The sequence below is a fragment of the Compostibacter hankyongensis genome, assembly GCF_039541075.1.
Taxonomy (GTDB): domain Bacteria; phylum Bacteroidota; class Bacteroidia; order Chitinophagales; family Chitinophagaceae; genus Compostibacter; species Compostibacter hankyongensis.
Genome location: NZ_BAABFN010000005.1, coordinates 218,661 through 241,971 on the forward strand (window position 1 = coordinate 218,661; position 23,311 = coordinate 241,971).

Below are 23,311 nucleotides of genomic sequence, written 5' to 3' on the forward strand. Positions count from 1 at the left end.
CGGCAAATATCCCCAAAAATACGCAAGTGGATCGTGATCAACCTGATCGTTTGGTGCGGCGTCGGGCTGTCCCTGCTGCTGTTTCGCTACTCCGTTGATTTCCGTCATTTTTACAGCCATGGCTTTTATCTTGCCGGCATCCGTCTTCGGATACTGCTCACCGGCTGGTTCCCGTTCAGCATCGGCGATATCCTGTACCTGGCGCTGGCGGGGTGGATCATACTCGGCGCCTGGCGCCTGCTTCGTCACCTCATCCGTTTCAGACGCGAAAAGCAATACATCGCCCCGCTCCTGCTGCGTCTTATTTGTATCACGGGACTGCTGTACGGCGTCTTTCTCTGGGGCTGGGGTTTTAACTACCGGTACAATCGTATACGCGATGCCTTTGGCATACAGCAGCGTTACTATCGTACTGCCGACCTGATGCAGCTCTGCTGCCTGCTGGCCGACAATATCAATGCCAGCCACCGGCAGCTGCAGCAGCGCGATCAGGACAGCATTCCCGATTTCCCGGCCGTACGATCGGTATTCCGACAGGCGCCGGGTTATTACAATGCGCTTTCGGATATCTATCCCGCCCTGCGTTGCCCGCACAGCAGCATCAAGCCTTCCATGTACGGGCAGCTGATGAATTATGCGGGCATCACCGGTTATTTCAACCCCTTTACCGCAGAGGCGCAGCTCAACACCACTCCTCCGCCCGTGAGCCTTCCCTTTACCGTATGTCACGAAATGGCCCATCAGCTGGGCTTTGCGGCGGAAGACGACGCCAACTTCGTAGGTTATCTGGTGGCCGCCTCGGCAGCTGATCCTTACTTCCGCTATTCGGCCAATTTTGAGATACTGCCCTACGCCCTGCGTGAGCTGGCTTTGCGCAACAGCGCCTTGTCCGACAGCATATGGTACAAGATGCTGCTACCCGGCGTGCGGAAAGATTATCAGACGGTAGAGGATTTTTACCTGCAGTTCCGGGGCACAGCCAACCAGATGCTGAACGTCTTTTATGATCAGTACCTGAAAGCCAATCAGCAGGAACAGGGCATCAAAAGCTACAGCGAGGTGGTGGGACTGCTGATCGACTACTTCCACCGGCGGGGATACCGCCAGCCTACCCCTTCATCAGCTTTTTGGCTTCCGCATTCAGCACCCCGAGCGCCGTCCTCGTAGGAAAAGGGGCCTGGCTTTGCAACACCAGCTCGAGCAGCTTTTTGTTCAGCGTAAGGGCAGGCTCCGCCGGCGGCAGCTGTGCGGCGACCCGGTTGATGAGGCTGATCAGCTGCTCTTTTACCGTGCATACCGCTTCCCAGGCGGCGGCGGATACATAGATCTGCTGGGAGATGTTGTGTTCAAATTCGGCCCTGATCGTTTGGATGAGCAGCTGCTGCATCGTTGCCGTATCCAGTCCCGGCTGGTTCAGCCGTCCGATTAGCTGTTCCGGGCTCACCCGCTCCACCCATACCACCAGGCGCTCATAGGCTTGCAGCTGCAGGGGCAGCGTAATGCGAAGCGGGTCCTGGGCAGCAGCAGAGACGGGCGGCTGCCCTGCCTTGCCCTTACGTTGCGCCAGCCAGTCCCGCACATATCCGTAGACGAAGGAAAGCAGGATCAGCGCCAGTAAAATATAGATCAGGGTTTGCTGTGACATACACCGTTTTTAAAAAAGACGAGACGGTTTTTTCAGGGTTCGGGAGGAGGACTTATGGCTGTCCAGCCCCCGTCTACCACCAGGCTCTGCCCGGTGATGTGGGCAGCGACCGGAGATACGAGGAAAAGTACGGCCGCTGCAATGTCTGCGGGAACGGCGGGCCGGCCCATAGGCGTAATGCGGGACCATATCTCTTCATAAGCCGGGTCTTCCGCTGTCCGCTCCGTCAGCGTCGCGCCGGGGGCAACGGTGTTGATCGTGATCTTATACGGGGAAAGGTCTACTACCAGACTTTTGGCGAGCATCTCCAGCGCAGCCTTGCTCATGCCGTATGCCGCCAGGTATTTGTGGGCCTGGTGCCCGGTAACGGACGACATCAGCAGGATGCGCCCCCCGCTGCCCTGCCGCCGCATTTCGGCCGCTACCGCCTGAGTCAGGAAAAAGCTGCCTTTCAGGTTTACATCCATCACCCGCTGAAAATCCTCCGGGCGGTACGCAAAGAAATCCCCGAACAGGGTGATGCCGGCATTGGCCACCAGCACGGATACCTGTCCGAAGGCTGTCACCGTACGCTGCACCATCTCCTGCAGGAATGCGGCGTCGGCCGTATCTCCGGCAACGGCGATGCAGTTGCCGCCTTCGCGGCGGATGTTTTCCGCCGCCTGCTCTGCCAGGGAGGCGTCGATATCGTTGAGCGTTACTGCGCAGCCCCGGCGGGCCAGCTGGCGGCAGATCTCATAGCCGATGCCTTTGCCTGCTCCCGTGACGATGGCGGCTTGTCCGGCGAAGGTCCCGTCCGCACCCTCTCCTGCTTTTTGTATTGCTTCCATAATCATTGCTGCTGTAGGCGTTCCTCCCGGGATCATCCGGAACCGGAATATCCGGCAGCCGCCGGACGTCCGGCGGACCGGTTAATGCGAGTCGCGGGTCACCCGGTCGCCCGAGCCGCCCTGTAAAAAATCCATATCCGCGCCCTGGTCGGCCTGGCTGACATGCTGCTGGTAGAGCTGCACATAGCCGCGCGTTACCATCGGCGGCGCCTGCCACCGCGCCCTTCGCGCGGCCAGCTCCTCCTCGCTCACTTCCAGCTCCAGCCGGCGCGCCGGCACATCCAGGCGGATATAATCACCGGTCTGCACCAGGGCCAGGGTACCGCCTGCAGCGGCTTCGGGGGAGACATGCAACACCACCGTGCCGAAGCCCGTACCGCTCATCCGTCCGTCGGAGATGCGGACCATGTCTGTGACGCCCTGCTCCAGGAGCCTTTTGGGCAATCCCATATTGCCCACCTCCGGCATACCCGGATATCCTTTGGGGCCTACGTTTTTCAGCACCAGTATGCTGTTTTCATCCGCCGGCAGCGCCGGGTCGTCGATGCGGGCCTTGTAATCCTCTATATCTTCAAACACTACGGCCTGTCCCCGGTGTTGCAGCAGCGGCAGGCTGGCGGCGGCCGGTTTGATTACGGCGCCCTGCTCGCAGAGGTTGCCCTTCAGCACGGCCAGGGAAGGACCCTCCTTGAACGGTTTTTCCAGGGTAGCAATCACATTGGGATCATAGCAGACGGCATCCGACCAATTCTCGCGCATGGGTTTCCCGCTTACGGTAGGTATATCGCCGTGAAGCTTGTCCTCCAGGGCTTTCATCAGGGCAGGCAGGCCGCCGGCATAATAAAAGTCTTCCATAAAAAAGGCTCCTGCCGGCTGCAGGTTCACCAGCAGCGGGATGTCGGCGGAGAGGTGGTCCATATCCTCGAGGGACAGCGACACGCCGATGCGACGGGCAATGGCCATCAGGTGGATCACAAAATTGGTGGAACCGCCGATGGCGGCGTTCACCCGGATGGCATTTTCAAAGGCCGGACGGGTAAGCACCTGCGACAGGCGGCGATCTGCACGCACCATTTCCACGATCTGCGTGCCGGAAAGCTGTGCCAGCACCTTGCGGCGCGAGTCGGCGGCGGGGATGGCGGCATTCTCGGGCAGCGTGAGTCCCAGCGCCTCCACCATGCAGGCCATGGTAGAGGCCGTGCCCATTACGGCGCAATGTCCGCGGCTGCGGCACATGGCCGCTTCCGCCTGGTACAGCTCCTGCTGGCTCATGGCGCCGATGCGGTTCGCCTCTCCAAAGCGCCAGACGTCGCTGGTGCCGATGCTCCTTCCACGAAAGCGACCCGTAAGCATAGGACCGCCCGAAACCACGATGGTCGGCAGGTCCACGCTGCAGGCGCCCATCACCAGGGCGGGCGTGGTTTTGTCGCAGCCGCACAGCAGCACCACCCCATCCAGCGGATTGGCCCGTATGGATTCCTCCACGTCCATGCTCACCAGGTTGCGGTACAGCATGGCGGTGGGCTTCATCAGCGTTTCCCCGAGGGACATTACAGGAAATTCCACGGGGAAGCCCCCGGCTTCCAGGATACCGCGTTTTACACTTTCCGCCAGCTCCCTGAAATGGGCATTGCAGGGGGTGAGCTCAGACCAGGTATTGCAAATGCCGATGACCGGCTTCCCTTCAAATTCGTGCGCCGGCAGACCCTGGTTTTTCATCCAGGCACGGTAGATAAGCCCGTCTTTCCCTGTCCGTGCGAACCATTGTGCGCTCCGCAGTTGTTTTGTCTCCGACATATCCGTGATTTTGGGGAATAAAGATACTCGGATTACCCGGATGTTCATAAAGGAAACCAGGGAGGTTTCTTCCGGCCGGTAATAATAAAAGATAAAATGCGCTGCCGCGGGTGCGACAGCGCATGTATTATGTTGAGAAAGCAGTCTTATCGTTTACTTACCGGCTTCGGGCTTTGCCGCGGCAGGTACTGCTCCGGCGGTTCCTTTTTTAACCAGCGTGGAGGCCAGCCTGTCTTTCTTATCCATATCCACCAGCACGGGAGAGGCAATGAATATCGAGGAATACGTACCGGTGATCACCCCGATCAGCATGGCGAAGGCAAAGCCGCGGGTAGACTCTCCTCCCACGAGGAACAGGATCAGGATGGTCAGGAAAACCGTCAGCGACGTCATAATGGTACGGCTCAGCGTATCGTTGATGGCGCGGTTGATCAGCGTGTTGCGGTCTTCCCCGGGCTTACGATGACGGAAGTATTCCCGGATACGGTCAAATACGATCACCGTATCGTTCATGGAGTAGCCGATCACCGTCAGGATGGCCGCGATAAAGTGCTGGTTGATCTCCAGGGAGAAGGGCACGATATCCTTGAAGTAGGAGAATACGGCCAGCGTCACCAATACGTCGTGCAGCAGGGCGATGATCGTGCCCACCGAATACTGCCACTTCCGGAACCGGATCAGGATATAGGCAAAGATCGCCAGCAGGGCAAAAATGGTCGCTTTTACCGCACCCTTCTTCAGATCGTCGGAAATGGTGGGCAGCACCGTCTGCGAGCTCATCTTATACTTTGTGTCAAAGGTCTGGTAATCCGTACCGGCAGGAAGGTATTTTTTCAGACCGTCGTAAAGCCTGCGTTCTACCAGCGAATCGGTATTGTGATCCGTTTTATGGATGAGATAAGAGGTGGTAATGTTGACCTGGTTGGCCACGTCGACCGTTTTCACCATAGGATATTCGTCGAATACCGGCTGGAGGTCCTTGCCGATATCCTCCGTCTTCACGGGCTCATCAAAACGAACGGTATAGCTGCGGCCGCCTGAAAATTCCACTCCTTCGTCGAAGCCGTGGATAAAGGATCCCACACCGAAGATCAATACCAGCGCCGAGATCATATAAGCATATTTCCGCTTCTCGATGAACTTGAAGCTGGCATGCTGGAAGATCTTCTTGGAGAGCGGGGTAAAGTATTTGAAATGCTTCTCTTTACTGGTGCCCCAGTCTTCCACGATACGGGAGATGAGGATACCGCAGAAAAGCGACAGCAGGATACCGAGTATCTGGGTGGTGGCAAAGCCCTTTACCGGGCCCAGCCCGAAATAATACAGGATACCGGCTGTCAGCAAGGTGGTGATATGTGCATCCAGCACGGGGGCATAGGAATGCTTATAGCCGTCGGAGATGGCAAGCTGGTAGCTTTTTCCTTTTACCAGCTCCTCCTTGATGCGTTCAAAGATAATTACGTTGGTATCCACCGCCATACCGATGGTGAGCACCAACCCCGCAATGCCGGGCATGGTAAGCGTGGCGCCCAGGGCGGCCAGGATGCCCACGGTGAACAGCAGGTTGAAGATCAGGGCAATATTGGCCACCCATCCGCTGGTGTTGTAGTAGATCAACATCAGCACAAAGATGATCACAAAGGAAATGATAAAGGATTTCGCGCCGGCGATGATGGATTCCTGCCCGAGCGTAGGCCCGATGATCTGCTCCTGAACGATATGGGCAGGCGCCGGCAGTTTACCCGTCTTTAGGATATTGGCCAGGTCCTGCGCTTCTTCGATGGTGAAGCTGCCGGTGATCGATGAGCGGCCTCCGGAGATCTCCTCGGAGGGAGCGGGTGCGGAATACACCACATTATCCAGCACGATGGCGATGGGCTTATGCACGTTTTCGCCGGTCATCCGGGCCCATACCTTGGCCCCGGTATTGTCCATGGTCATGCTGATCTCGGGACGTCCGTTGGGGTCGATATCCTGACGGGCATCCACCACGTGTTCCCCGCCGAGACGCGGCTCGATAGAGCCGGGTACCGTTTTGATGGCATAGAGGTCCACGGAATTCGTCTGCTGCTGGGCCGAGCGGTTTTCGGCGCCATAGAGCCAGCGCAGCGTTTTGGGCATGACATTGGCCACAGCCGCCTGGGAAAGGTAATGATTCAGCTTGGCGGTATCCCGGATCAGCACGGAGGCGATAGCTCCCCCCATCTGCGGGGCTTTCAGCAGGCTCAGGATAGGATGGTCCTGCTCGCCCTGCAGCAAGGCGTTGCCGCCGGTATCGGCGGATGCCGGCTGGTTCTTGTTCTGGTCGACAAACTGGCTGAGGCTGCCCACCGATCCCGTGTCGGTTGCTTTGGCCGCAGCCGTATCGGCAGGTGCGGGCGCTGCAGCAGCGGTATCTTGCTGAGCGGCAGGCTTTCCGCCGGCTTTCAGATATTGGGCAGCAGCGGCATCCATCGGATTCAGCACGCCGGATACAAAATCCTGGTCGGCCTGGTAGGTTTCCCAGAATTCCAGCTTGGCGGTGGCCTGAAGGTACTTGCGCACACGCTCGGGATTGCTTACCCCGGCCAGCTCCACGCTGATGATCCCTTTATTGACATCCAGGTTGATATTGGGCTGGGCTACCCCGAACTTGTCGATACGCTGCTGCAACACGTTATAGGTACGCGTAATGGCGCCTCTTGCCTCCTCCCGTATCACATTCAGCACGGTAGCGTCCGAAGAGTTGTAGTTGATCTTTTTCTCAAAAGCATTGGAGAAAAGCGGGGCCAGGTGCTCATTCGCCGGCTTTACTTCGCTCCAGGCCTGTCCGAAAAGCGTGATGTAATCGGCCGCGCTATTGGCCTTACGCTCCGTAGCCAGCGCCAGCGCTTTGTTAAAGGCGGGCGATTTGGCATTGTTGGCCATGGTGCGGATAAGGTCTTCGAGCGATACTTCCAGCACCACGTTCATCCCGCCCTGAAGATCCAAGCCGAGACTGAGCTCCTGCTCCTTGGCCTGCTGATACGTATATTTTTTGATCAGGGTATTGAAGACGATCTCATCGGAAGTGCTGTCCTCGATGGCTTCGGTCCGCACCCGTAGCAGCGAGTCGAGATGGTTCTGGTAAAAAGCCTGCTGCTCTTTGTCGTTCGGATAAAGCGCTTCCGGGCTTTTGTAATGCTGTGCGACCCAGGCTTTTGCTTCCTCCTTTACCTTCTTCTCATGCCGGTGTACCACCAGGGTGAAAGAGAGCTGGTAAAGCGAAATCAGGATCAGTACAACGGTAAAAAACTTAACCAGACCTTTAAGCTGCATACGTATATTGCTTTGTCGTAATATTTTGAAAAGAGTGGCAAAGATAAAATATAATTGGATAATAAATAAGGATAATCTGGAAAGCGCGGAACGGCTTCCGGGCCTTCTTTTGCGCATCGGCTTCATCCCGGGAAAGGACGCTCCGCTTACTTCCCTTCCGGAATCCTCCACGGTACCTGCACACAGCTCGTCCGGCCGGACAATCTCCCGCGGGATTGGGAGGATAAAATGTATCTTTATCCCATCCCTGAAACGGAGCGGCTGATGAATAAAAAGCCGGGCGGGACGAAGCCGGGAACGGATAATCTATGATCTCAAAATCCAAGGTATGATCAGAAAGATCGCTTTCATGGCAGCGCTGCTGCTATGCCTGTGCGTATATGTCCGCGGACAGGAACTGACCGTGGCCACTTACAACATGCGCAACGACAATAACAAGGAAGATGCGCAGCACGGCGATGGCTGGAAGCAGCGCTGCCCGGTCATTGCCGCGCTGATCCGCTTCCATGATTTCGATATCTTCGGCACCCAGGAATGCCTTTACCATCAGCTGCAGGACCTGTCCGGGAAGCTGCCGGGCTATGCCTGGACGGGTGTGGGACGCGACGACGGGAGACAGGCGGGCGAGCATTCGGCGATCTTTTACAAAACCAGCCGTTTTAAGCTGCTGGACAAAGGGGATTTCTGGCTTTCCCAGACCCCGGAAAAGCCCTCGCTCGGATGGGATGCCAAATGCTGCTTTCGCATCTGCTCCTGGGCCCGGCTGGAGGACCGGCAGTCGCACAAGCAGTTCTACTGCTTTAACCTGCATTATGACCATCAGGGCGTACAGGCCCGCATCGAAAGCAGCAAGCTGGTGCTGAAAAAGATACGGGAGATCGCGGGGAACCATCCCGTGATCCTGACGGGTGATTTCAACGGGGGACATGATACCGAATGGTATAAAGCGATCGCTGCCTCCGGTGTGCTGAAAGATGTGTATACCCTCGCCAAAGACCCCTACATCAACAACGGATCTTTTAACGCATTCGGGAGAGCGCTGGACCATATGACCATCATCGACCATATTTTTATCACGCCGGATTTTACCGTGGATAAATACGGTATCCTTACCGACACCTATCATGGCCGGTATCCTTCGGATCATTTCCCGGTAATGGTGCAGCTAAAACTGTAGGGGATCGGAATTACTGTTTTTTATCCCCCGCCTTGGTAAAGACCAGTATCGCCCCGTTTTTCCCCCTTGAGCCGTACATGGAAACGGCCGTGCTGCCTTTTAATACGTTGATAGATTTGATCTCCGCCGGGTCCATCCTTTGCAGCACGGAACTGTCCTTTTGCACGACCCCGTCCACCAGCAGCAGGGGCGGATGATCTTCAGTCGTACCACGGATACGGATAAACGAAGGCCGGGCAGTATCTTTCTCCTGGGGCGAGACACCGGTCAGCTGCTTTGCCGGTGAGGCAGGTTTCATCATGAAAAGCAGGTCTTTACCGGTTGGCTGCTTTGCCCGGGAAGGCTGCTGCCGTCCGGAGGGTAGCGTGCGGGTTCCCGCCGGTTTGGTAAAGATCAGGATAGCTCCGCCTCCGACGGAGGATCCGTACAGACGGCGCAAGGAATCGATCTGCCGCGATGAGTCCTTAAAGACGGATATGGAGGCAATATCATCCGGGTTCAGATCCGCGGGCAGCTTTCCTGATTTCTGAGCTTTTCCGTCCACGATATAAAAGGGCGGCATGGCCGGAGGTGGCGGCGGCGAGCCCGGAGGAGGCGGCGGGCCCGGAGGCAGGGTATCCAGTCTGACAAAAAATACTTTTCTTCGGTCACCGGAGGGAGGACGTCCGGGAGCAGGAAGCTCGGTTCTTCTCCCCGAAAATGCCCGTCTTACCAGCATCAGGCCCTTTCTCAGTTCCGCTTTTGCCTCCCGCAGGGCGCCGGCTTGCCGGTCATGGGTAATATCCAGCGTGACAAAAAGAGTACGGAGATGCTGCTTTTCCCGCCTTAGGGTGCGTCTCATCTCCGGAGGAGGCCCGGGATGTGCCGCCATACCGGCGTGAAGCATGTCCCCCCTTCTCACTGCTTTTACAGACCCTGATGTCCCGGAGCGGCTGACATTGAACGCCAGCGTTACGAACATCACCAGCGGCAGCAGCAGCAGGTATTTGAAGAGGCTGGCGCGGGGCGACCGTTGCATGTTCATCATGCTGATCCGTTTTTTCAGCTCGGAAAAATGAAAGTGATTGGCCAGGGGACTGAGCGGCTGATGCAGACGGCTGACCTGCAGCAGGCTGTACTGGTAAGCCTGCGCGTCCTGTCCCTGCCGCAGTATGCTGCGGTCCGTGATAAATTCCAGGTTTTCGCGAATGGCCTGCTTCATCAGCCGTGCGCCGGGGTTAAACCAGTAAAAGACATGATTCAGCTCCCCGGTCAGCACATCCAGGCTGTGCCATTGTCTTACATGTATGCCTTCGTGCCGTAGGATGGCTTCGAGCTCACCCGGGTCATGCAGGGCGGGGTTCAGATAGATCCTTTTAAAAAAAGAGAAGGGGGCTACATGGCTGCTCAGCTGCCGGACCGGTACTCCCTGCACCCGGCTTTCCTGCGAGGTACAGTGCAGCCGCCAGAGCGCATACAGCTGCACCCCCAGCCGGATGGTCATTACTGCCGCGCCCAGCCAGAATACCAGCTGTAACAGGTCCCATACCGTCCAGGTGGCGACCGCCCCGCGCATATGCTGCAGTGCCTGCCAGTCCAGCGCATAGGCCGCAGGACCGGCCAGCCGCTGGTGCCGCTGCACAAAAGCATCCACATCCACAAAGGGGAAAAGCGCCGAAAAGAAAATACCAAACAGGAGGAACACCCGGTTCAGCGTATAAAAGGTAAGCCGGCGCAACACCAGCCTGTACCCGAGAAAAAAGAGGGTCAGCGCAATATTGGCCTTCAGCAGGTAAATGAAGAACGGGGGCATATCATTTGCTTTTCCTTTGTTCGATCATATCGATTATCTCTTTCAGCTCTTCTGCGCTGATCTTTTTTTCATGCGCGAAAAAGCTGACCAGCGATTTATAGGAATTTTCAAAATAGTGCTTTACAAAACCGCTCATGTATTTGCGCGCATAAACGGATTCAGGGATCAGCGGGGTATATTCGATGACTGTCCCGTATTTCTTTCCCCGGAGATATCCTTTTTTCTCCAGATTGCGGATGGTCGATGATAAGGTGTTATAATGCGGCCTGGGCTCCTCGTGCGCCTCCAGGAAATCTTTGACAAAGCCGGGGCCTGTTTTCCATATGGCGAGCATAGCCGCCTCTTCCTGCCGGGTCAGTTTCTCCATGATCGGTTTTTTGCAATGACAATAAAAGAATAAACGATGTTTTCGTAAATCTACGATGTTTTCGTAACAAGCCAAAAAAAATTTCCAGGGATGGCGGAAGGAAGGGAAACTATCGCCGGGATGAGCGCCGACCTACCGCAGCGCAACGGTTATTTCAGGGAAAAGTCCGGCATAACGTAGCTGTATACGGCATAACGCAGCTCGCTCCACGCGCTTTTTTCCGGAAAGGGATGAGCGGGATACAGCTCCGTATCGGAAGGCTGGCAGACCAGCTTTACCCGGATACTTTTCCGGCCCCGCGTCAGACGGGCCGGAAGCAGGAATTCGTCATCCCGGAAACGGCGGTCTGATGTCTGTACCTGATATACGCGCTTATCCGTTTCTCCCCGCGGATTGGAATATACGCAGGTATTGGAGCCGGCGAGATACCAGGTGCCCGCAAAGCTCCAGGTAGTGTCCCCGGCAGCGCCGTTCTCCGCTATGTAGACCTTCGCCTCCTGGTTCGGATACCGGTAATCCAGCGTGCGGCGCAGCAGCGCTCCGTAATTGTCCGGCTCCAGGCTAACGGTGAAGGCGGAAACGCTCCGCGTATGCCGGCCGTCTTCGGTATGGGCGGGATACACTTCCGCCCCGGGGCGGTAATAAGCGGCCTGGGCGGGGTCCATACCCCAGGGACGCAGGGGCAGCGAATCGATACCCCATTCATAACGGGAACGGATACTTTCCACCGCTGAAGCGCCGGGGGAAGTATAACGATGCGCCTGTTCGTCTTCCGTTTTCCCGATATCCACTTCATCGGTTTTTATCAGAGAGGGCGCAGGCAGGCCATACCAGTAAACCAGCGTTTCGTAATGCTCGCGTGACAGGTTCTCCGCTCCGTGCTCGAGCCGGATCACGGCCCGGTTGCCGAAAGGCATCAGATCGGCCAGCAGAAAGCGGTAGGCGGATTCAATGAGGTCTTTCGGATCCGCCGCGTTTTCTTTTTTGGTCGTTCCGCAGGGATGACCGGCGAACGGCAGGGTCATGTTCTGCCCGCCCCAGTAGTCGCCTCCCCCGCCCCACTCTTCGGTACCCGTTCCATAAGCCTGCGGCGTAAGGCTGCCGTCAAAAAAGAAGCGCGGATCTCCTTCCAGCGTACCCAGGAACCCGTTGTGCGAGAAGATCAGTGAGGTTCCCGCAAAGTTGCCCGACCAGCGCTGCTGTCCTTCCGCCCCCTTTGTGTCCAGCAAAAGCAGGTCCCGACCCGGTACGGGCTCCGGAAAATCACGATAGGTAGCATGAAAATAGCTGAGGTGGTTGGCCGGTCCCCGGTAAGGGGCATAGCGTATCTCATAATCCAGAACGGCCGCTGCGGGACTGCCGCTTATCTCAAACCGGGCCGACCTGAAAAACGGCATGGGGTAATAACAGGCGAGCGTTACTTTTTTACCCGGGTAGTCGTAATGTATATTGATGGGAAAACCCCTTACCAGGTATTCCCGTTTGTCCCGGTTATAAAATGTGCCGGCGCCGAAGAAAAGACAAAGGGGCGCGTCCACGGAAGGGGAATCCGCCCCGTCCCAGGTAATCCGCAGCCGCAGCCGCTCCAGCTCCACAGCCTTGTCCAGTGGCAGGGTGATCTTCAATGCCCGGACGACGGCAGGTCCTTTACGGAGATCAGCCAGCAGCTGCATTGTTTTGTTCAGCCGGATACTGCCTTTTTTCCGTTGTATATGCCGGGGAGCGATGTCCAGGCCCGAGCTGTCGATCAGACTCAGCAGCGCCTTGCCGGGTGCATCCCGTCCGGTCCAGGAGCGGATGGGGCGCGAAAGCGCGGCATCGTCTGCATAGTGATGATAGATATAATAGCCGGTGCCGTAATGGGTACGGGAGTAGGCGATCTGCAAAGACCGCTCAAACGGCATGGGCGTCCAGATAAGGTCGGCGCCCCGGGTGGTGCTCCAGGTCCAGGATAAGGGTTCCGGAAAGGGCGCGGAAGGAATAAAACGGGTATGGCTATATTTCTTTTGCGCATCCATGGGATCCCGGGTGGCGGTTTCCTGTACCACATGATCCTGTCCGTCGATGGTGAAATGCCAGGGGCTGCCGTGCCAGTGGTTGGCCCGGAAAAAATAAAGGATGCCTTTTCCCTTTACATCCAGCGTTACGCTCCGGTCTCCTTCATCCATAAACAGGAAATGGCTGGCATCGGCGGCTTCATTGCCACCGGAACGGTCGTAGGTGCTTCGCATATAGGCCCTGTCTCCAATCCGCTGTACCGGCCAGCGGTCCCACATCTGGTAAGCATCCGTCCCCACCGGTATTACCGGCGGATGGTCAGCAGCCGGCCGGACATCCCGGGCAGACTGGGCGCCTGCCTGCAGATCAGAAAAAAGCAAGCCGGTCAGCCAGCCCAAAAAAACGATTACCTGTATACGGTTGTCTGTCATATCGGGAGTTGGAGTCAGTTAAATATTTCGGCCAGCTTGCTTTCGAGGGCGGCGCCCCGGAGGTCTTTCCCGATGATCTTTCCCTGGGGATCCAGCAGGAAGTTGGCCGGTATGCTGTGCACCTGGTAGAGCTGCGCGGCCTGATTGCCCCAGCCCTGCAGGTCGCTGACCTGGGTCCAGTTCAGGCCATCCTGCCGGATGGCTTCCTTCCAGGCAGTCTTCTCCTGGTCCAGCGACACACCGAGAATGGTAAAATTTTTGTCCTTGTAACGGGAATAGGCCCTGACCACATTAGGGTTTTCCCGGCGACAGGGGCCGCACCAGCTGGCCCAGAAATCGATCAGCACGTATTTCCCCCGGAAAGCGGACAAGCCCACCGGCTGGCCTTCCGGATCCTGCAGCGTAAAGTCGGGGGCTTCCGAGCCGATGGCGGTGACACTGGCCATCCTGATCCAGCTTTGCGCCCCTTTGCCGTATTTGGTCTCCAGCACTGCAGGGTCCAGCTCCTGCAACAGCTGCTCCAGCTGCGCGGGCGGCAGCAGATTGCGCAGCTCATTCATCAGCACAAAGATGCTGGCGATGGCCTGAGGATGATAGCGGATATAAGCGATGCCGGTTTTTATCACTTCCTGGTTAAAATCTGCCGTCTGGCGGCGAAAGGTTTCCACGGCAGCGGTATCTGCCGGATCGATCCCTGCCGCACGGGCATTAAGACCGGCCGCGCGGGCCACCAGCGGCTGGAAATCGCGTTGATATTGCTGCATTTCGGCAGCCTGTCGGTTGCCGGTAACGGTAGCCATAGGAAAATCCCCGCGCCGGGCTTCTATACGGAGGGTATCGCCGTTTTCAAGTATGGTCAGCAGGGGATTGTTGCCCTGCCCGATAAACAGGGCATATACGGTAGGGCCCGTGGCTTTTCCCTGAAAGGAAAACAGATCTTTTTCGATCACGGCAGAGTCCTGGATCTCGCTTCCTTCGGCATTGACCAGGTATACCGGCTGCCCCGCTGCACCGGTAATATGACCTTTTATGAAAAAGCCATGCTGGGCCGGAGCCTGCTGCCCCATCAGCAGGGCCAATACCAGTATTCCCATACCCCGCAGGCAGGACCGCATTCCGTTCATATCACCGTTTTTTATGGCTAAAAGATCAAAAATAAATAAAAAAGTGCTGCCGGAATCAACCGGGCAGCACTTTCAGAATGAGGTTACCGCGACTATTGCAATACTTCGGCCAGCTTGCTTTCGAGGGCGTCGCCGCGCAGATCCTTAGCGACTACCTTGCCCTGCGGGTCGATCAGGAAGTTGGCGGGGATAGCCTGTACGCCGTAAAGCTGTGCGGCGTCGCTCTGCCAGTACTTCAGGTCGGAAACCTGGGTCCAGTCCAGATGATCATCCTTAATGGCCTTCAGCCAGTCATCCCGGCCGTTTTCGCGGTCCAGCGATACGCCAAGAATGGTAAAGTTCTTATCCTTGTACTTGTTATACACCTTTACCACGTTCGGATTTTCCTGACGGCAGGGGCCGCACCAGCTGGCCCAGAAATCGATCAGCACATATTTCCCTTTGAAGGAAGAAAGGCTGACGGGTTTTCCGTTCACATCGTTCATGGTGAAATCGGGAGCCTGCTGACCGACAGCCGTTTTCTGCGCTGCGGCCACCCGCTCTCCTACTGCCTTTCCGTACTCGCTGTTCTGTATGCTCGTATCCAGGGTCTTAAAGAGCTCGGACAATTCCCCGGCATCCATGGTGTTCATCATACCCTGCAGGGCCATGCCGCTCACGAGCGACTTGGGATGGGCTTTTACAAACTGTTTTACGGAAGCGGTCATCGATTTCTCCAGGCTGTCCATGCGCTGCTGGCTGGCGCCGAGCCGGGAAGTATCCCCGGACTGGCTGGCCTGCATATACTCGCCCTGTATGGCCATCATTTCGTGCATAAAAGGATCCTGCATCTGCATAAAGGCATGCAGGTCGTCGTTATTGGGCGTACCGGTGACATCCGCCTTTCCAAAAGGAAGAGAATCCTTGTTGGCAGATACCTTAATGCTGCCTGCCTCCAGGAAAAGGGGGAACCCGCCGGTCTGATCCTTGGTGATCATCTGCGCCATGGTTGGCTGGGCAGTCGTTCCTTTGAAAGTGAACTTACCGCCTTTCACCTGAACGGTATCTATCTTCGGCATGCCGCCTTCGGCCTGCTGCGCCAGCAACAGGGTATCATCCGTCAGGCCCTTTATGGTGCCGGAGATGGTATAGGAGCCGTCCGACCCATTTTTGCAGGCTGCCAGGGTCAACATGCCCGCTACACCGCAGAGCAACAATTTTTTCATAACGTGTGGATATACTTTGTTTAACAAATCAGTAATAAATGCTCGTTTAAAACTTTATGGAAACAGGCAAAGGTAAGTATTACCGGCAATTCTGCCTTGCCGTTAAAAGAAAAGAGCGGCCATTCCTCATTTATGGCGTTTTTTTAACACGTCCATCACATCTTCCAGCACAAAGCCCTTGGCCACCAGGAGTACGAGATAATGATACAGCAGATCGGCAGCCTCGTTGAGAAACAGCTCTTCGCAGTCGTCCTTGGATTCGATGACAAGTTCCACCGCTTCTTCACCGACCTTCTGCGCAATCTTGTTGATGCCTTTTTCAAAAAGGCGTGCGGTATAAGAGCCCGGCCGGGGATTGACCTTGCGGTCGATAATGGTATTTTCCAGCTCGATGAGGAAATTGTCCGTAATGTTTTCTTCGTCAAAACAGGTGTCGGCACCCGTATGACATACCGGCCCCATCGGACGGGCCATGATCAGCAGCGTGTCCCGGTCGCAGTCCAGCGACATGTTTTCCACCAGCAGAAAATGACCGCTTTCCTCTCCCTTGGTCCAGAGGCGGTCTTTGGAACGGCTGAAAAAGGTAACCCTCCCCTCCTCCTCGGTGCGCTCCAGGGCGTCCCGGTCCATATAGCCCAGCATCAGCACCTTACGGGTCTGCGCATCCTGGACGATAGCGGGCACCAACCCGTTGGCGGATTTGGAAAAATCAACTTTTCCGGCTAAGGATGTCTTTATGAGCGCCTCCTTCACGATACTGCTTTTGTGGTTCAAAGATACACAATTCCCGGGATCATAAAAGACCGCGGGCTCCGGGTTATACCGTATGCCGCACGGGAATGCCGCCAGCGGCCAGATGAGCTTTCAGCGCAGGGATGCTGATTTTCCCGAAATGGAAGATGCTGGCAGCCAGGGCCGCATCCGCATGCGCGTCTTCAAATACTTCCGTAAAATGATCCAGGGTGCCCGCCCCTCCCGAAGCAATCACCGGTACGGGCAATCCTTCGGAGAGCTGGCGGGTAACGTCCAGCGCAAAGCCGGCCTCGGTACCGTCGTTGTTCATGGCAGTGAGGAGTATCTCACCGGCGCCCCGATCCACGGCTTCCCGGGCCCAGTCGAAGGCCGGACGGTCGGTCTTCACCCGGCCTCCGTTCAGGTATACATACCAGGCGCCCGCTTCATATTTTGTATCGATGGCCAGCACAACGCACTGGCTGCCAAACTCGCGGGATAGCGTATTGAGCAGCTGCGGATCCCGGAATGCCGCCGTATTTACGGATATCTTATCGGCTCCGGCCGCCAGCAGCACCGATACATCGGCCGCCGAGGAGATGCCGCCCCCCACCGTAAAGGGAATATTGACCTGCCGCGCGATACGGGTAACCAAGTCCGCCATGGTCTTACGGCGTTCATTCGTCGCCGTTATATCCAGAAAAACCAGCTCATCGGCGCCCTGCTCCGCATACAGCCGCCCCTGCTCCACCGGGTCGCCGGCATCGCGGATATTTTCAAAATTTATTCCCTTTACCGTTCTCCCGTCCCGGATATCGAGGCAGGGGATGATGCGTTTTGTTAACATATGGATCTCAAATCAGAAATTTTTATCTTCCCTTCATAAATCGCCTTGCCGACAATGGCGCCGCGGCAGCCGATCTCCTTCAGCTGCACCAGATCATCCACCGTGCTCACCCCACCGCTGGCGATAAAGTGCAGCCCGGGGAACTGCCCGATGATCTGCCGGTATAATTCCAGCGCCGGCCCCTCCAGCAAGCCGTCCCTGCTGATATCGGTACAGAAAAGCCGGGTCACCCCCGCTGCCATCTGGTCCCTGATAAAGTCATATACCAGGATGTCCGTATCCTCGGTCCACCCGCTGACGGCGATCTTCTCCTCCTTTACATCGGCGCCGAGCAGCAGCCGTTCGCTGCCATACCGGCCCAGCCAGCCATGAAAGACCGCCGGCTGCTTTACCGCCATGCTGCCTACGGTAGCCATCGCAGCGCCGGATTCAAAGACCGCCCGGATATCGTCGTCCTGCTTGATACCGCCGCCGAAATCGATGGTCAGCTGTGTTTTTACCGCCAGCTTTTCCAGCACTTTCCAGTTCACCACCTTTCCCGCCCTGGCGCCGTCCAGGTCCACAAGGTGCAGCCGGTCCAGGCCTGCATCTTCAAACTGCTGAGCCACCTCCAGCGGATCTTCGTTATATGTTTTCTGCCGGGCATAATCGCCCTGGGTAAGACGGACACATTTACCGTCGATAAGGTCTATAGCAGGAATGATCTTCATGACAAACGCTCCAGGAGCTCAGTTGATTTTCAGGATAAAATTTTCAAGGATACGCTGCCCGACATCCGCCGACTTTTCGGGGTGAAACTGCACCGCATAAAAGTTATCGCGGCTGATGGCCGCACTGTAGGACAGTCCGTAGTCGGTCGTCGCAATGGAAAAAGGGCTTTTTTCCACGTAATAGCTGTGAACGCCGTATACGTAGGACCGCTCCGCTATTCCTTCGAATAGCGGGGAAGACAGGTCATAAATCATGTTCCAGCCGATCTGAGGCACCTTTCCGCTGCTGGCCGGAAAACGCCTTACACCGAGATCGAATATGCCCAAGCAATGGGTATCATTCTCTTCGGAATGGCGGCAAAGCAGCTGCATGCCGAGGCAAACGCCCAGCACGGGCTGCCGCAGGGAAGGGATCAGCCGGTCCAGCCCCCGCTCCCGCAGGTACTGCATGGCGGTGCTGGCCTCCCCTACCCCGGGAAAGATCACCTTGTCGGCCCCGCGGATCTGCTCCGGCTCGTCGGTAACGACAGCGCTTACGCCTATACGCTCCAAAGCATACAATACCGATTGCGTGTTGCCGGCATTATATTTTATGATAACGGTATTCATATTCCTTTCATCTGTTGATAATCTGTTTTTCAATGACCGTTCGCCTCGGGCAGATGCATTAAGCGTCTATGCTATCCGGCTTCACCTTCCGGATAAAAGATCGTGTAGCCGTATCCGTATCCGGCCCCTCCTGCAAGGCCCGTATATAGGCCGTGCCGATGATACCGCCCCGGGTATGGGCTGTAGCGGCTTTAAAGGTGTCATTGTCCTTTATGCTGAATCCCACCAGCACCGGATTTTTGAGCTGCATTTCCTTCAGCCGCCTGAAATAATGCTCCTGCTGCTGCAGGTCTTTATCCTTGCCGGTGGTGGAAGAAGAAGATACGGCGTACAGAAAGCCTTTGCTCAGGGCATCTATCTTGCGCAGCCTTTCATCATCGGTTTCCGGCGTCACCAGGAAGACCGCATGAATATCCAGCTCCTCAAAAAGCGAGCGGTATTCTTCCTCATATTCGTACAGGGGAAGGTCCGGCAGGATCACCCCGTCTATGCCGACCCGGCTGCACTGCTGCAGGAAAGGCTTCATGCCCATCTGCATCACCGGGTTCAGATACCCCATCAGCAGCACCGGTATGTGGATTTCTTTTCTGAGGTCCTGCAGCTGCTCAAAAAGCAGCTCCAGGGTCATGCCGTTGTCCAGCGCCTGCTTGCCGCTCTGCTGGATCACAGGCCCGTCGGCCAGGGGATCGGAGAAGGGAATACCCAGCTCCACCATATCGGCGCCATGATGCTGCAGGCTCGAGATCACGGAAAGCGTATCGTCGCGCCGGGGAAATCCTGCCGTGCAGTAGATGCTCAGGACAGGCTCTTTTTTTTGCTCAAAAAGTTGGTCAATGCGATTCATAGGACTGTATTGGAGATAAAAAGGCTCAGGCCGGGTCGATGTCAGTGTTCAGCTGCCGGATATAGGTCTCCATATCCTTATCGCCGCGGCCGGAAAGGCACACCACCACTACATCGGTTGGCTTAAAGCTGATATCCTTCAGCTTGGCCAGCGCATGCGCCGATTCCAGCGCGGGAATGATCCCTTCCAGCCGGGTCAGCTCAAAAGCGGCCTGCAGGGCCTCATCGTCGGTGGCATTCAGGTATTGGGCCCGGCCGCTCGTAAAGAGCTGCGCGTGTATGGGTCCGATGCCCGGATAATCCAGCCCCGCGGATATGGAGTCTGCCTCCATGATCTGCCCGTCGGGGGTCTGCATCAGCAGTGTGCGGCTGCCATGGAGAATGCCGGGTTTGCCGGTGGCCGTGGTGGCGGCCGTATGTCCGGAAGCGATGCCTTCGCCGGCGGCTTCCACGGCAATCAGCTTTACGGCTTCCTCATCCAGGAAGTGGTAAAAAGCGCCGGCGGCATTGCTGCCTCCGCCCACGCAGGCCAGCACATGGGTGGGCAGCTCGTTGCCCGTTTTTTCTTTTAACTGAAGGCGCATCTCCTCGCTGATGATGGCCTGAAAACGGGTCACCATATCGGGATAGGGATGCGGCCCTACCACGGAACCGATGATATAATGAGTATCGACGGGGTTGTTGATCCAGTCGCGGATAGCTTCATTGGTAGCGTCTTTCAGCGTACGGCTGCCGCTGAGCGCCGGTCGCACCTCGGCCCCCAGCATACGCATACGGGCCACGTTGGGCGCCTGCCGCTGCATGTCGATCTCGCCCATGTATACCACGCAGGGCATCCCCATGAGGGCGCATACGGTAGCGGTGGCAACGCCATGCTGGCCCGCACCCGTTTCCGCAATGATACGGGTCTTGCCCAGCCTCCTGGCCAGCAGGATCTGCCCGATGGTATTGTTGATCTTATGTGCGCCGGTATGATTCAGGTCTTCCCTTTTCAGATAGATCTGCGTACCGTATTTTTCCGACAGGCGGCGGGCGTGGTACAGGGGCGAAGGCCGGCCGACATAATCGCGGAGCAGGGAGTGGAATTCCGCTCCGAAATCTGCATCCTCAAGGATAGCTTCATAATGGTCCTGCAGTTCCTTTACATTGGGGTAAAGCATCTCCGGGATATAAGCGCCTCCGAAAGGGCCGTAATATCCCCGGGGGGTCACGCGGTATTTTCCCGCCTTCAGGAAGTCGACGGTCTGCTTCCGCTGCGCCGCGGGGTTCAGCTGATATTCAAGTCCCATATAAATTGCTTAAGTAAGTCTATATTTTTCACACCGGGGCTTTGTTCAAAACGGCTGTTCAGGTCTATGGCATGACAGGCAGGATGCTTCCAGCTGCTCAGCTTTTCGGCCGCTTCGGGACCTATGCCGCCGCTGAGGAAGAAAGGCGTGCTGCCCTGGTAGTGCTCCAGCAGCGCCCAGTTAAAAAGGGTGCCATTTCCTCCGTAAAGGGGCCCCGGGGTATCAAACAGCAGGTAATCGCAGGCCCCTTCATACCGGGCCGTAGCCTCCAGGTCCTGCTCCGACTTCAGGCGCAGGGCCTTTATAACCGGCAGATGGCGGCGGATAATGGCACAGTATTCCGGGGTCTCCTCCCCATGGAGCTGTACCATATCCAGTCCGTAGACCTCCGCCTGACGGTAAATATAGTCCGGCGCTGCGTTTACAAATACGCCCACCTTCCGGATGCCCGCGATGCGCTTTATACCGGCGGGGTCTGTCCTGCCCTCGATAAAGCGGGGCGACGGGGCATGAAAGATCATGCCGCCATAGTGTACGCCCAGCCCGCTCAGCGCTTCCATGTCTTCCGGGCGGGTAAGCCCGCAGACTTTTATGTGGGTGTCTTTCAAGTCCTTTTACTTTTCTCTTTTCTCATAACAATCCGGACCGCCGGAGGGTTATATGCCCGGTTCTTCCTTCAGCCGGGCGGCAAAATCACGGAAAGCCGCTCCCGGGTCGGGCTGCTTCATAAAATATTCGCCCATCAGAAATCCGTTGAAGCCGGCCTGCCTGAGATGACGCACAACGGCGACATCGTCAATACCGCTTTCTGCGATCCTGGGCATATCGGCCGGGAGCTTTCCGGCCAGGGCTACCGAGCGCGCAAGGTCCACGGTAAAGGTGGTCAGGTCCCGGTTGTTGATCCCCACCAGGCTTACGGCCGGGGATATCTTATCCAGCTGAGCTTCGCTGTGCATCTCCAGCAATACTTCCATGTCCAGTGAACGGGCCAGCTGGGCCAGCCGGTTCACTTCGGCGGCGGACAGGCATTCCGCGATCAGCAGGATGACGTCTGCCCCGAAGGCCTTCGCCTCGACGACCTGGTAATCGTCGATCACAAAATCCTTCCGCAGAATGGGAAGCTCATTATCCCGCGCGGCTTCCAGGTCGGCCAGCGCACCGGAAAAAAAATGCTCATCGGTCAGCACCGATAAGCCCGCTGCACCGTAACGGCAGTAGTCGGCAGTCACCCGCCGCACCGTTGCCTCCGCATTGATCATACCTTTGGAGGGGGATTTTCTTTTGAACTCGGCGATGATCCCCGTTTTGTCAGCGTCTTTCAGAGCGGCCTTCAGCGACAGCGGCTGCCGGCCGAAGCGGGGCGATCGTTCCAGCGCCGCTACCGTTGTGACCTCCTTCCTCTCGGCCACTTCCTGCCGCTTACGGGCTACTATTTTATCGAGTATGTTCACTGAATATTGATTTGGAAATTTGATGATTTGATGATGTGCTGATTATTTCATTATCAAATTACCATTAATGCCTTTCACCTTTCACCTTTCACCTTTCACCTGATCCCCCCCTTCAGGGGGTTAGGGGTTTCGCCTCTATTGTAACGTCTGCAATCTTTGCAATACCCCGTAGGCCTTCCCGCTTTCCAGGCTTTCCACGGCCGCCTGGTAGCATTCATCCAGGCTTTTGTACATGCCGAGACAATACAGTCCTACGGAAGCGTTGGCCAGCACTACAGCATGCTGGGCCCAGCTGCCTTCTCCTTTCAGTATCTTCAGAAAAAGCTTTGTGGCCGATTCCACGCTGGTGCCTCCGTAAATATCCTCGGGGTGCACCATCCGCCTGCCCAGCTCTTCGGGGGGAATATTCTTCTCCAGCTCGTTGCTGATCAGCCGGGTATCCGCCGTCAGCGAAATCTCGTCATAGCCGTCGAGACTGTGGACGATCACATAGCGCTTGTCGGTTTGCTGGTAGATGTATTTATAGGTCCGGGCCAGCTCAAGACTGTAAACCCCCACCACCTGGTGCCGGGGAAAAGCCGGGTTGACCAGGGGGCCCAGCACATTGAAGAAGGTGCGTATCGCCAGCTGACGTCGTATAGGCCCTACCGTTTTCAGGGCGGGATGAAACAGGGGGGCATGCATAAAACAAATGCCCGCCTCTTCCAGCTCGGTCTTCAGCTTGCCGGGATCCTGCTTCAGCTGATATCCCATGCTCTCCATCACATTTGAAGCGCCGCTCACCGAGGACACGCCGTAGTTGCCGTGTTTGGCGACCTTGCCGCCCGCACCGGCCACCACGAAGCAGGCCAGCGTGGAGATATTAAACGTGTTTTTTCCATCCCCGCCCGTACCTACGATATCGAGGATATCATAACCCTCCAGGTTCACCGGTATGCACAGCTCCAGCAGGGCGTCGCGGAAGCCGCTCAGCTCGGCGACGGTGATGCTGCGCATCAGAAAAACGGTCATAAAAGCGGCGAGCTCGCTCTCGTTGTACATCCCCTTCGAGATATTCACCAGGATCTCCCGGGCGGTCTCCCGCGGAAGGGTCTTATGCTCAAAGAGGTAATTCAGTATTTTCTTCATCCGTTGATGATTTGTTTTTAAACGGGGGGGTTACCCCAG

General features: G+C 56.7%; 20 protein-coding genes. 2 read left to right on the forward strand and 18 right to left on the reverse strand.

All coding sequences use genetic code 11. From position 1 onward, the window contains the following. Positions 1-33 precede the first annotated feature (33 nt). Entirely contained in the window at positions 34-1,167 is a 1,134-nt protein-coding gene (locus tag ABD851_RS11410) for a DUF3810 domain-containing protein (RefSeq protein ID WP_344979317.1), read from the forward strand. Here ABD851_RS11410 and ABD851_RS11415 read toward each other — a convergent pair. From ABD851_RS11415 to secDF, 4 genes are all read right to left on the reverse strand, one after another. Beyond that, a complete protein-coding gene (locus ABD851_RS11415) occupies positions 1,109-1,645 on the reverse strand; it encodes a DUF7935 family protein (RefSeq protein ID WP_344979319.1) in 537 nt (178 codons plus the stop codon). The genes ABD851_RS11410 and ABD851_RS11415 overlap by 59 nt on opposite strands. Positions 1,646-1,677: 32 nt before the next feature. Further along, on the reverse strand, positions 1,678-2,475 hold the full coding sequence (locus ABD851_RS11420; RefSeq protein WP_344979321.1) for an SDR family NAD(P)-dependent oxidoreductase: 798 nt from the start codon (positions 2,473-2,475) through the stop codon (positions 1,678-1,680). 81 nt (positions 2,476-2,556) lie between these two features. Then, complete coding sequence (locus ABD851_RS11425; protein WP_344979323.1) at positions 2,557-4,272, reverse strand: IlvD/Edd family dehydratase; 1,716 nt, start codon at positions 4,270-4,272, stop codon at positions 2,557-2,559. 153 nt (positions 4,273-4,425) lie between these two features. Next, positions 4,426-7,569, reverse strand: coding sequence for a protein translocase subunit SecDF (secDF, locus tag ABD851_RS11430; protein WP_344979325.1), 3,144 nt, complete (start codon positions 7,567-7,569; stop codon positions 4,426-4,428). A 328-nt stretch (positions 7,570-7,897) separates the two neighbouring features. Between secDF and ABD851_RS11435 the strand changes: the two genes are divergently transcribed. Then, complete coding sequence (locus ABD851_RS11435) at positions 7,898-8,746, forward strand: endonuclease/exonuclease/phosphatase family protein (protein ID WP_344979327.1); 849 nt, start codon at positions 7,898-7,900, stop codon at positions 8,744-8,746. 10 nt (positions 8,747-8,756) lie between these two features. Here the strand turns inward: ABD851_RS11435 and ABD851_RS11440 are convergent, their stop codons facing one another. From ABD851_RS11440 to trpD, 14 genes are all read right to left on the reverse strand, one after another. Then, positions 8,757-10,538, reverse strand: a complete 1,782-nt coding sequence (locus tag ABD851_RS11440) for a M56 family metallopeptidase (RefSeq protein ID WP_344979329.1) — start codon at positions 10,536-10,538, stop codon at positions 8,757-8,759. 1 nt (position 10,539) lies between these two features. Next, positions 10,540-10,905: a BlaI/MecI/CopY family transcriptional regulator gene (locus tag ABD851_RS11445; protein ID WP_344979331.1), complete on the reverse strand. Its 366-nt coding sequence runs from the start codon at positions 10,903-10,905 to the stop codon at positions 10,540-10,542. Positions 10,906-11,054: 149 nt separating this feature from the next. Next, on the reverse strand, positions 11,055-13,334 hold the full coding sequence (locus ABD851_RS11450) for a DUF2961 domain-containing protein (protein WP_344979332.1): 2,280 nt from the start codon (positions 13,332-13,334) through the stop codon (positions 11,055-11,057). A gap of 14 nt (positions 13,335-13,348) precedes the next feature. Then, positions 13,349-14,458 carry a redoxin domain-containing protein gene (locus tag ABD851_RS11455; RefSeq protein ID WP_344979334.1) on the reverse strand — a complete coding sequence of 370 codons (1,110 nt, stop codon included), beginning with the start codon at positions 14,456-14,458 and terminating at the stop codon, positions 13,349-13,351. Positions 14,459-14,550: 92 nt separating this feature from the next. Beyond that, on the reverse strand, positions 14,551-15,663 hold the full coding sequence (locus ABD851_RS11460) for a redoxin domain-containing protein (protein ID WP_344979336.1): 1,113 nt from the start codon (positions 15,661-15,663) through the stop codon (positions 14,551-14,553). A 126-nt stretch (positions 15,664-15,789) separates the two neighbouring features. Beyond that, entirely contained in the window at positions 15,790-16,416 is a 627-nt protein-coding gene (gene hisIE, locus ABD851_RS11465) for a bifunctional phosphoribosyl-AMP cyclohydrolase/phosphoribosyl-ATP diphosphatase HisIE (RefSeq protein ID WP_344979339.1), read from the reverse strand. A gap of 64 nt (positions 16,417-16,480) precedes the next feature. Further along, positions 16,481-17,242: an imidazole glycerol phosphate synthase subunit HisF gene (hisF, locus tag ABD851_RS11470; RefSeq protein WP_344979341.1), complete on the reverse strand. Its 762-nt coding sequence runs from the start codon at positions 17,240-17,242 to the stop codon at positions 16,481-16,483. Continuing rightward, the gene (gene hisA, locus ABD851_RS11475) at positions 17,236-17,952 is read right to left on the reverse strand and encodes a 1-(5-phosphoribosyl)-5-[(5-phosphoribosylamino)methylideneamino]imidazole-4-carboxamide isomerase (protein WP_344979343.1); all 717 of its coding nucleotides are present in this window, start codon (positions 17,950-17,952) and stop codon (positions 17,236-17,238) included. Before hisA ends, hisF begins: the two co-directional genes overlap by 7 nt. Before the next feature lie 18 nt (positions 17,953-17,970). Then, on the reverse strand, positions 17,971-18,561 hold the full coding sequence (gene hisH, locus ABD851_RS11480) for an imidazole glycerol phosphate synthase subunit HisH (protein ID WP_344979345.1): 591 nt from the start codon (positions 18,559-18,561) through the stop codon (positions 17,971-17,973). 58 nt (positions 18,562-18,619) lie between these two features. Beyond that, on the reverse strand, positions 18,620-19,405 hold the full coding sequence (trpA, locus tag ABD851_RS11485; RefSeq protein WP_344979347.1) for a tryptophan synthase subunit alpha: 786 nt from the start codon (positions 19,403-19,405) through the stop codon (positions 18,620-18,622). A 25-nt stretch (positions 19,406-19,430) separates the two neighbouring features. Beyond that, entirely contained in the window at positions 19,431-20,693 is a 1,263-nt protein-coding gene (gene trpB / locus ABD851_RS11490; RefSeq protein WP_344979349.1) for a tryptophan synthase subunit beta, read from the reverse strand. Continuing rightward, positions 20,672-21,301 (reverse strand): phosphoribosylanthranilate isomerase, encoded by a 630-nt coding sequence (locus ABD851_RS11495; RefSeq protein WP_344979351.1) that lies wholly within the window; start codon positions 21,299-21,301, stop codon positions 20,672-20,674. The genes trpB and ABD851_RS11495 overlap by 22 nt, the downstream gene beginning before the upstream one ends. A gap of 48 nt (positions 21,302-21,349) precedes the next feature. Then, complete coding sequence (gene trpC, locus ABD851_RS11500) at positions 21,350-22,144, reverse strand: indole-3-glycerol phosphate synthase TrpC (protein ID WP_344979353.1); 795 nt, start codon at positions 22,142-22,144, stop codon at positions 21,350-21,352. Between the two features lie 135 nt (positions 22,145-22,279). Further along, positions 22,280-23,272 carry an anthranilate phosphoribosyltransferase gene (gene trpD / locus ABD851_RS11505; protein ID WP_344979355.1) on the reverse strand — a complete coding sequence of 331 codons (993 nt, stop codon included), beginning with the start codon at positions 23,270-23,272 and terminating at the stop codon, positions 22,280-22,282. Between the last annotated feature and the right edge of the window lie 39 nt (positions 23,273-23,311).

Coding starts and splice junctions, on each gene's coding strand:
- ABD851_RS11415 (WP_344979319.1), bottom strand. CDS start 1,645: ATGTCACAGCAAACCCTGATCTATATTTTACTGGCGCTGATCCTGCTT.
- ABD851_RS11420 (WP_344979321.1), bottom strand. CDS start 2,475: ATGGAAGCAATACAAAAAGCAGGAGAGGGTGCGGACGGGACCTTCGCC.
- ABD851_RS11425 (WP_344979323.1), bottom strand. CDS start 4,272: ATGTCGGAGACAAAACAACTGCGGAGCGCACAATGGTTCGCACGGACA.
- secDF (WP_344979325.1), bottom strand. CDS start 7,569: ATGCAGCTTAAAGGTCTGGTTAAGTTTTTTACCGTTGTACTGATCCTG.
- ABD851_RS11435 (WP_344979327.1), top strand. CDS start 7,898: ATGATCAGAAAGATCGCTTTCATGGCAGCGCTGCTGCTATGCCTGTGC.
- ABD851_RS11440 (WP_344979329.1), bottom strand. CDS start 10,538: ATGCCCCCGTTCTTCATTTACCTGCTGAAGGCCAATATTGCGCTGACC.
- ABD851_RS11445 (WP_344979331.1), bottom strand. CDS start 10,905: ATGGAGAAACTGACCCGGCAGGAAGAGGCGGCTATGCTCGCCATATGG.
- ABD851_RS11450 (WP_344979332.1), bottom strand. CDS start 13,334: ATGACAGACAACCGTATACAGGTAATCGTTTTTTTGGGCTGGCTGACC.
- ABD851_RS11455 (WP_344979334.1), bottom strand. CDS start 14,458: ATGAACGGAATGCGGTCCTGCCTGCGGGGTATGGGAATACTGGTATTG.
- ABD851_RS11460 (WP_344979336.1), bottom strand. CDS start 15,663: ATGAAAAAATTGTTGCTCTGCGGTGTAGCGGGCATGTTGACCCTGGCA.
- hisF (WP_344979341.1), bottom strand. CDS start 17,242: ATGTTAACAAAACGCATCATCCCCTGCCTCGATATCCGGGACGGGAGA.
- hisA (WP_344979343.1), bottom strand. CDS start 17,952: ATGAAGATCATTCCTGCTATAGACCTTATCGACGGTAAATGTGTCCGT.
- hisH (WP_344979345.1), bottom strand. CDS start 18,561: ATGAATACCGTTATCATAAAATATAATGCCGGCAACACGCAATCGGTA.
- trpA (WP_344979347.1), bottom strand. CDS start 19,405: ATGAATCGCATTGACCAACTTTTTGAGCAAAAAAAAGAGCCTGTCCTG.
- trpB (WP_344979349.1), bottom strand. CDS start 20,693: ATGGGACTTGAATATCAGCTGAACCCCGCGGCGCAGCGGAAGCAGACC.
- trpD (WP_344979355.1), bottom strand. CDS start 23,272: ATGAAGAAAATACTGAATTACCTCTTTGAGCATAAGACCCTTCCGCGG.